The sequence below is a fragment of the Thermodesulfobacteriota bacterium genome (assembly GCA_040756475.1).
Lineage (GTDB): Bacteria > Desulfobacterota > Deferrisomatia > Deferrisomatales > JACRMM01 > JBFLZB01.
The window spans coordinates 1-7503 of sequence record JBFLZB010000211.1 but is presented as its reverse complement, the minus strand read 5'-3'; the positions used below and the strand labels follow the sequence as shown (position 1 = coordinate 7503).

The following is a 7503-nucleotide window of genomic DNA, read 5'->3' as shown; positions in this document are numbered from 1 at the left end:
GGGGGCGGAGCTCCGCCCCCTGGGCCGGTCTCGGCTACTTCCGGTAGGCCTCCAGGGCGACCTTGACCTCGGCGCCCGCGTCGGCGGCAAACTGATCCACGATGGCGGCTGCGGCCTTCCGCAGGGCCTCCGCAAGGGCCGGGCTCATGTCGGAGATCTGGATCCCGCCGTCGGCCACGGCCTTCAGGGCCGCCTCGTTGTCCCGGGCCGAGGCCTCCCACTGCTTGACCTCGGTCTCGGCGGCCGCCTTCTCCACCGCCGCCTTCTGCTCGGCGGTGAGGCCGTTCCAGTAGTCCAGGTTGATCACGACCATGTTGAGGGGGTAGGCGTAGTGGATCCTCACGAAGTGGGAGAGCACCTCCCAGAGCTTCGCGTCCTGACCCGAGACGGCCGAGGTGAGCACCGAGTCGATCATGCCGGTCTGGAGCGCGGCGTACACCTCGCCCCAGGGCATGCTGATGGGGCTGCCCTGGAGGGACGCCAGGAAGTCCGCGCCGTTCTTGTCGTAGGTGCGGGTCTTGAGGCCCGCGATGTCGCCCGCCGCGGCGACCTCCTTCTTGGTGAAGAGCCCCGAGGGCGGCCACGGCACCACGTAGAGGATCTTCTGGTTCCACTTGGCAGCGGCCGCCTCGTAGGCCGGACGGGCGGCGTCGTAGAACTTTCGGGCTTCCTCGTAGCCCGAAACCAGCATGGGCAGGGAGCTCAGGCCGAAGACCTTCTCGCTGCCCTGCACGACCCCCATGAGGATGTCCGACATGGGCACGGTGCCGTCCTTCACGGTCTTCAGGAGCTCGGGGCCCTTGAACCCCAGGCTGCCCCCGGGATGGACGGTGATGACCACCGAGCCGTTGGTGTACTCCTTCACGCGCTCGGCAAAGTCCGCCGCGCCCTGGGAGTGGAAGTTGGTGGCGGGGTAGATGGCGTTGAGGTCCATCCGCACGGCCTTCTGGGCCAGGGCAGGGGCCGCGAGGGCGGCGGTGAGGGTCAGGGCGAGCAGTGTTCTTCGAAGCATCGAATCTCCTCCTTTCACGAGGGGGACGAAATGGGGCACGAGGCCCCGGAAGGTTCAGGGAGAGGGTTCGAGCACCCGGTCCAGGGGAACCACCTCGGCTCCGGCCGCCTCGAGGGCCTGCCGCAGGCGACGGGCGAGCTCGGGGGCGCCCGGGGTGTCCCCGTGCACGCACAGGGTGTCGGCCCGCAGGGCGACCAGAGAGCCGTCGATGGCGGTGAGCCGCCCCCTGGTGACGAGGTCCACCACCCGGCGCTCCACGGCGTCGGGGTCGTGGATCACGGCCCCGGGTTGCCCCCGGGGCGCCAGCGCGCCGTCGGCGCGGTAGGCCCGGTCGGGAAACGCCTCGGCCGCCACCCGGCAGCCCTTCTCGGCGGCCACCCGGGCAGCCGCGGAACCGGCCAGCACCACCAGGATCAGCCGCGGGTCGAAGGCCAGCACCGCATCGGCCACCTCGGCCGCCACGCGCTCGTCCCGAGCCGCCAGGTTGTAGAGGGCGCCGTGGGGTTTCACGTGCTGGAGCGCCACGCCCTGGACGCGGCAAAAGGCCTCCAGGGCTCCGATCTGGTAGAGGAGGTCGCAGCGCACCTCGCCCGGAGCGGTCTCCAGGTGCCGGCGGCCGAAGCCCACCAGATCCGGGAACCCCGGGTGGGCCCCCACGGCCACCCCCCGCTCCCGGGCGGCCCGCACGGTGCGCTCCATGGCCAGGGGGTCCCCCGCGTGGAAGCCGCAGGCCACATTGGCCGAGGTCACGTAGCGCAGCACCTCCTCGTCATCCCCCAGGCGCCAGGCGCCGAAGCTCTCCCCCAGGTCGCAGTTGATGTCGATCTTCACGGCTGCGCCTCCTGTCACGAGCCTGCGAAACGGCATGCAGCGCCAAGGGGGGCCCCGCTTTCCATCCAAATCGAAATCGAAATCGGCGACTTCGATTTCGTTTTCGACTTCGATACCGATAGCGATCCCGATACCGAGGATGGAAACATCGCCGGAAGGCTCATCCGGCCCCTTCCTTGTACCGCCCCACGGCGTACTCCCGCCACAGGAGCAGCTCCCGGGCCTCCCAGAGGGAGACCGCCGCGAACCGGACCTCGCTGCCGGGCAGGAGCTGGGCCGCCCGGGGGAGGTCCACGCAGGCCACGGTGGCGATCTTGGCGTAGCCGCCGGTGGTGGGGCGGTCGGCCAGGAGCAGGATGGGGCGGCCGTCCCCCGGCACCTGCACCGAGCCCTCGGCGATGCCCTCGGAGACGATGTCGGCGCCCCCGCGGTGGGCCAGCCGGGGCCCGTCCAGGAGGCAGCCCATGCGGTCGGCCCGGGGGGTGACCCGAAAGGTCCCCGCCAGGAACGCCGCCAGGGCCTCCTCCGGAAAGGCCTCCTCCTGGGGCCCCAGCACCACCCGCAGCGGGGCGCCCGCGGCGTAGTCGGGCCGCAGGGTCGGAGGCACCGGGCCTCGCGGCTCGCCGACTTCGAGGCCCACCGGGAGCACGTCTCCCGCCCGCAGGGGGCGGCCCTCCAGCCCCCCGAAACCGCCCCGCAGGTAGGTGGACCGGCTGCCGAGCACCGGGGGTACTGCGATCCCCCCGGCCACCGCCAGGTAGTCTCGGGCGCCGGCCGCCGGGGCATCCAGCCGCAGCACGTCCCCCGCCCGGGCCTTCCGGCACTCCCAGGCCGGCACCGGAGTCCCGTTGAGTCGCACCCCCGTGCCCGGGCCCGCGACGGCGAACCGGGCCGGCGACAGGAACTCGGCCTCCAAGCCCCCCAGGGTCACCTCGATCCCCGCCGCGCCCTCGGGGTTGCCCGCCGCCAGGTTCGCCAGGCGAAGGGCCAGGGAGTCCATGGCGCCGGCCACGGGCACCCCCATGTGCTGCCAGGCCCGGCGGCCCAGATCCTGGACCGTGGCCAGGGGGCCCGCGCTACGCACCCGCAAGGCGGTCGTACTCCTCCCGGGAGATCGGCAGAAACCGGAGACGTGCCCCGGCGGGGACGAGGAACGGCGGCTCGCGGCCGAGGTCGAAGAGGCGAAGGGGCGTGCGGCCGATGAGCTGCCACCCGCCCGGGCTCTCGATGGGGTAGATCCCGGTCTGGCGGTCGGCGATGCCCACGCTGCCCGCCGCCACCCGCTCCCGGGGCGTGGCCCGCCGGGGCGTGTGGAGGCGCGGGTCCAGGCCGCCCAGGTACGGGAAGCCCGGGGTGAACCCCACCAGGTACACGTGGTAGACCGGTGCGGCGTGGAGCTCCGCGACCCGGGCCGGATCGAGGCCGTGGAAGGCGGCCACTTCCTCCAGGTCGGGCCCCAGCACGCCCCCGTAGCACACCGGGATCTCCACCTCGGCCCCACGTGCCGCAGCGAGGTCGGGCAACTGCGCCGCCTCCTCCACCAGGAGGGCCAGCTCCTCGAAGGAGCAGCGCCGGGGATCATACTCCACGAAGAGCGATCGGTACGCCGGGCTCAGGGCCACGATGCCGGGGTGACTCCGGGCGGCCAACGCACGCCCCAGGGCGTGGACCCGCCGGTTCACCGCGAGGTCGATCCCCTCGCCGAGCTCGACGCTCACGGCCGAGTCGCCGCAGGGGCGCAAAACGGGCACTGGAACGTGGGCCATGGGCTCTCTGGACCTCGCGAGGACCACCGGCCGGAGCGCGCCCACCGCGCCCGAAACCAGGACGTGTATGACACAGGACGGCCCGCCCTGTAAACCCCGCCCCTCCCCCCGCCCCTCCCAACGGGAGGGCAGGATTTGGCGCTTGACGCGACCGGAGGGGCTCGCTACGGTTGCTTCCCGCTCGGGCGCGGCACGCGCCCCGTTCCCCGGTACTCCGACGAGGAGAGCCCTCCATGCGCCTGCGCCGCGAGCGCTCCCAGATCGTCGAGTTCGGCTGCCGCCTGCTCTCGGCGGGGCTCACCACGGGCTCGGGGGGAAACCTGAGCCTGCTTCGCCGCGACACGGGACTCATCGCCGTGAGTCCGAGCGGCCTCCCCTACCCCGAGATGACCCCGGGGGACGTGGTGCTGGTGGATCTCGACGGGCGGGTCGAGGAAGGGGCTTGCCGACCCACCTCCGAGCTCGCCTTCCACTTGGCCATCTACCACTCCCGCCCCGAGGTGAACGCCGTCGTCCACACCCATTCCCCCTGGGCGACGACCGTGGCGTGCCTGGGCTGGGAGCTTCCGCCGGTGCACTACCTGGTGGGCTTTGCCGGCAAGAAGGTGCCGCTCGCGCCCTACGCCACCTTTGGCACCCCGGAGCTCGCCCGCAACACCGCCCGGGCCCTGGGGAGCCACCAGGCCGTGCTCCTGGCCAACCACGGACTGGTGGCGGTGGGTTCAGACCTGCCCCAGGCATTTGCCGTGGCCGAAGAGATCGAGCTCGTCGCGCGCATCTACGTGCAGGCGAAAGCCGCCGGGGAGCCGGTGATCCTGCCCGACGAAGAGATGGATCGGGTCGTGGAGAAGTTTCGCGCGTACGGCCAGCGGGGGCAGCGGGGCGGGGCTAGGGCCGGCGCACGCCCGGGGCGAGCAGCAGCAGGAAGGCCCCGTCGGTCAGGAGGAAGAGGTTGAGGGCCATGCTCGCCCCGTGGAGCCGCGAAAACTCCCGCCGAAGTGGGTCGGAGGCCGGCACGGTCTCGAAAGAGGCGATGCGCGCCTTCACCTCCTGGGCGCGGGGATAGTACCCGAACCGGACGAACCCCGCCGATGCCACCGCGAGCACCAGCAGGAACGCGCACACCCAGTGGCGGGCGCGCCAGCCCCTGCGCGAGAGCAGGAAGAAGGCCGCCAGGGCGACGGCGGTCAGGACGAGGGTGTAGGTGAAGTAGGCCGGAAAGTAGAGGCCGACGATCCGCCCCGCCTCGTCCCGTCCCAGGCTTCGGAAGAGAATCGGGGTCACCAGGAAGGTAAAGATCGACATGCCGCCCACCCACAGGGAGAGGGTCAGGCGATAGACGGCGTCGGCAAGAGCGGCCACGGCGGCTCCTCCTCGGGATCGGGTCCCCCGGCGGGCGCAGGGTACCACCAGACGACCCGGGAGACCACGGGGAGCTCCCGCACCGACCCCGCGTGCACCGTCTCGGCCGGCCTCTAGCAGGGTGCTGAAAGCCCCCCTCCGTGGGTTTTTCGGCTACGGGGTTCTCGGGGACGGCCCCTTCGACCCCTCACGAATCACAGCGCTTTCAAGCGCCGTGATTCGGCGCCCCGTCCCTGGGGCGCGCACAGGCTGCTTTTTCAGCAGCCTGCCAGGAAAGGAGGCACCATGCGCGACATCCACCCCGTCTTCACCCAGTTCAAGGCCGAGTTCCCCGAGGTGCACGTCCGGGAGGAGGCCCTGGGCCAGGCGATCCACGAGGGGGGCGGACCCCTGGACCGGAAGACCCGCTGCCTGCTCAAGGTGGCGGTGGCCGGGGCCACCCGGCACGCCCGCGCCCTGGAGACCCACCTGGCCAAGGCCCGGGAAGCGGGGGCGTCGGAGGAGGAACTGCGCCACGCGCTCCTCCTGCTCATCCCCACCTGCGGCTTCCCGACCTTCATGGAGGCCTACCAGGTCTACAAGCGGGAACCGTGACGGAAATCCCCGCCAGCAAGGCTCGGGGAGTCGTGCTGCCGCGGCCCCGGGCCCAACGACCAGAGAACCCCACCGGAAGGAGCCTCGGATGACCGCGACGCCGCTTGCCCGGTCCCAAAGGTATCGTCACGTCATCTTCTGGATCCTGGCCGCCGGGTACGTGCTCGTGTACTTCCACCGCCTGTGCCCTGCCGTGGTGGCGGTGGACATGATGCGCGACCTCCAGGCGGGGGGGACGCTGGCGGGGCTGCTGGCCTCGGCCTACTTCTACCCTTACGCGGCCATGCAGCTCCCGGCGGGGCTGCTGGCCGACTCCTGGGGGCCCCGGCGCACCATTGCGGCCTTCTCGCTGCTGGCCTTCGCCGGCTCGGTGCTCCTGGGGCTCGCCCCGACGGCCGCGGGCGCGATCGCGGGCCGGGTGCTGGTGGGCCTGGGGGTCTCCATGCTCTTCGTGGCCACCATGAAGGTCCTGGCCGAGTGGTTTCGGCCCGACGAGTTCGCCACCATGGCCGGCTTCCTCATGGCCATGGGGGGCGTGGGCTCCCTCACGGCAGCCTCGCCCCTGGCCGCGATGAGCGCGTGGGTGGGGTGGCGCATGTCCTTTGTGTTGGTCGGCGTCCTCACCCTGGGTCTCGCGGCCCTGGTGTGGCTCTTCGTGCGCGACCGGCCGGCCGACATGGGGTTGCCCTCCCCGTTCACCCAGGCTGGACCGGCGCCCGTCGCGATCCCCCTGCGGGAGGGGGTGGCCAAGGTGCTCCGCCACGGCCCCTTCTGGTTCCTCGCGACATGGTTCTTCTTCGAGCTCGCCATCTTCTTTGCCTTCGGCGGCCTGTGGGGCGGACCCTACCTCATGCAGGTGCACGGCCTCTCCAAGGCCCAGGCAGGGGGCATCCTCTCCATGCTGGCGGTGGGCATGATCGTGGGCAGCCCCTTCCTGAGCTGGGCGTCGAACCGCCTCCTCCGGGGCCGCAAGCCGGTCATCGTCCTGTGCAGCGCGGCCACCCTGGGCATTACCGCCGTGCTGGCCTTTCGCACGGCGTCGGTGGCCGTGTGGGCCCTCTACCCCCTGTGCTTGGGATTGGGCATCACGGCCAGCGCGGTGGTCACGATAGGCTTCACCACGGCCAAGGAGCTCTTCCCGGTGCAGATGGCCGGCACGGCTACGGGGCTCGTGAACCTCTTTCCCTTCGCCGGCGGGGCGGTCTTCCAACCCATGCTCGGGGCCATACTCGAAGCCCACGGCCGGGTGGAGGGCGCCTTCACCGTCGCGGGCTACCGCAGCGCCTTCCTGGTGCTCGTGGGCTGCGCAGCCCTGGCCCTGGCGGCGAGCCTGGGGCTCAAGGAAACCCTGCGCCGAGCCTGACGTTCCTCGGCCCCGGCTACCGGCCTTGCGCCGCACGCAGCCCCGATGCACATTTCTCGTGAACGTTCACCCTAGAGAGAAGGAGGCATCCGATGAAAACACGGAATGCAGTACTGGCCGTGTCCGCCCTTCTGGCGCTTGTCCTTGGATTCGCCCCCATCGCCCTGGCCACAGAGGAGTCGGGCGACAAGACGACGATGGAAGAGCTCAAGAAGGAGCTGGGCGACGCGGCCCAGGCCATTCGCAACTTCTCCGCCGAGCAGCGCGACGAGGCCATGCGCAAGGTCAAGCCGGTGCTCGATGACCTGGACGCCCGCATCGAGCGTCTGGACGCCCAGCTGAGGGAAAAGTGGGGGCAAATGGACGAGGGCGCCCGCAAGCGGGGCTCCGACGCCCTGGAGGCCCTGCGTCGCCAGCGAAACACCGTGGCCGAGTGGTACGGAGCGCTCCAGCACTCCACGGCCGACGCCTGGGAGAAGACCAAGAAGGGCTTCGGAGACGCCTTCGAGACCCTCAAGGGCACCTGGGACAAGGCCCGGAAGGAGATCGCCCCGGAGCCGTAACCGCGGCCGCCC

At 71.5% G+C, this 7503-nt stretch carries 9 protein-coding genes; 4 read left to right on the top strand and 5 right to left on the bottom strand.

The genetic code is table 11. From position 1 onward, the window contains the following. Positions 1-34 precede the first annotated feature (34 nt). From AB1578_20425 to pxpB, 4 genes are all read right to left on the bottom strand, one after another. On the bottom strand, positions 35-1012 hold the full coding sequence (locus AB1578_20425; GenBank protein MEW6490261.1) for a TRAP transporter substrate-binding protein: 978 nt from the start codon (positions 1010-1012) through the stop codon (positions 35-37). A 54-nt stretch (positions 1013-1066) separates the two neighbouring features. Then, on the bottom strand, positions 1067-1843 hold the full coding sequence (locus tag AB1578_20420) for a 5-oxoprolinase subunit PxpA (GenBank protein MEW6490260.1): 777 nt from the start codon (positions 1841-1843) through the stop codon (positions 1067-1069). Positions 1844-2003: 160 nt separating this feature from the next. Then, positions 2004-2927, bottom strand: a complete 924-nt coding sequence (locus tag AB1578_20415) for a biotin-dependent carboxyltransferase family protein (GenBank protein ID MEW6490259.1) — start codon at positions 2925-2927, stop codon at positions 2004-2006. After that, positions 2920-3609: a 5-oxoprolinase subunit PxpB gene (gene pxpB, locus AB1578_20410; protein MEW6490258.1), complete on the bottom strand. Its 690-nt coding sequence runs from the start codon at positions 3607-3609 to the stop codon at positions 2920-2922. Before pxpB ends, AB1578_20415 begins: the two co-directional genes overlap by 8 nt. A 233-nt stretch (positions 3610-3842) precedes the next feature. Between pxpB and AB1578_20405 the strand changes: the two genes are divergently transcribed. Continuing rightward, entirely contained in the window at positions 3843-4565 is a 723-nt protein-coding gene (locus tag AB1578_20405) for an L-fuculose-phosphate aldolase (GenBank protein ID MEW6490257.1), read from the top strand. Here AB1578_20405 and AB1578_20400 read toward each other — a convergent pair. Continuing rightward, positions 4498-4971, bottom strand: coding sequence for a DUF4149 domain-containing protein (locus tag AB1578_20400; protein MEW6490256.1), 474 nt, complete (start codon positions 4969-4971; stop codon positions 4498-4500). The genes AB1578_20405 and AB1578_20400 overlap by 68 nt on opposite strands. Positions 4972-5256: 285 nt before the next feature. Here AB1578_20400 and AB1578_20395 point away from each other — a divergent pair, with 285 nt between their 5' ends. The 3 genes from AB1578_20395 to AB1578_20385 all read left to right on the top strand — a co-directional run bounded on the left by AB1578_20395 (position 5257) and on the right by AB1578_20385 (position 7491). Beyond that, positions 5257-5565 (top strand): carboxymuconolactone decarboxylase family protein, encoded by a 309-nt coding sequence (locus tag AB1578_20395; GenBank protein MEW6490255.1) that lies wholly within the window; start codon positions 5257-5259, stop codon positions 5563-5565. A gap of 88 nt (positions 5566-5653) precedes the next feature. Next, on the top strand, positions 5654-6928 hold the full coding sequence (locus AB1578_20390) for an MFS transporter (protein ID MEW6490254.1): 1275 nt from the start codon (positions 5654-5656) through the stop codon (positions 6926-6928). A 92-nt stretch (positions 6929-7020) separates the two neighbouring features. Further along, positions 7021-7491: a hypothetical protein gene (locus AB1578_20385; protein ID MEW6490253.1), complete on the top strand. Its 471-nt coding sequence runs from the start codon at positions 7021-7023 to the stop codon at positions 7489-7491. Positions 7492-7503 lie beyond the last annotated feature (12 nt).